This is a genomic window from Bacillus cereus group sp. Bce019 (assembly GCF_051781745.1).
Taxonomy (GTDB): Bacteria; Bacillota; Bacilli; order Bacillales; family Bacillaceae_G; genus Bacillus_A; species Bacillus_A cereus.
In genome coordinates, this window is the sequence record NZ_JBPWJX010000153.1 from 1 (window position 1) to 268 (window position 268).

The following is a 268-nucleotide window of genomic DNA, read 5'->3' on the forward strand; positions in this document are numbered from 1 at the left end:
GTAACTATACAAAGACCCGCTTAGGGCATCTGCCCAGCCGCGTTCTTGCAGCGGGCAGTAGCGCCATGTCTGCGTTAGTTCTGCTCATACCCGGCTTGCTGCTATGGCCAAGCGAGCCAGTGAGTCCTCTGGCTTGGGGCAATGCGCTGGCGTTAGCAGCGCTCAGCACCACGCTGGCGTTCCTACTGTATTTCAGTTTACTCGCCAGTGCAGGCGCAACGGCCACATCAACCGTCACGTTTTTAGTCCCGGTAAGCGCTCTGCTTTG

General features: G+C 57.8%; 1 protein-coding gene. It reads left to right on the forward strand.

Annotated elements, in window-relative coordinates; genetic code table 11:
- Positions 1–65 precede the first annotated feature (65 nt).
- On the forward strand, positions 66–268 hold a 203-nt coding region (locus tag ACS2QP_RS27820), incomplete at its 3' end, for an EamA family transporter (protein ID WP_438883076.1).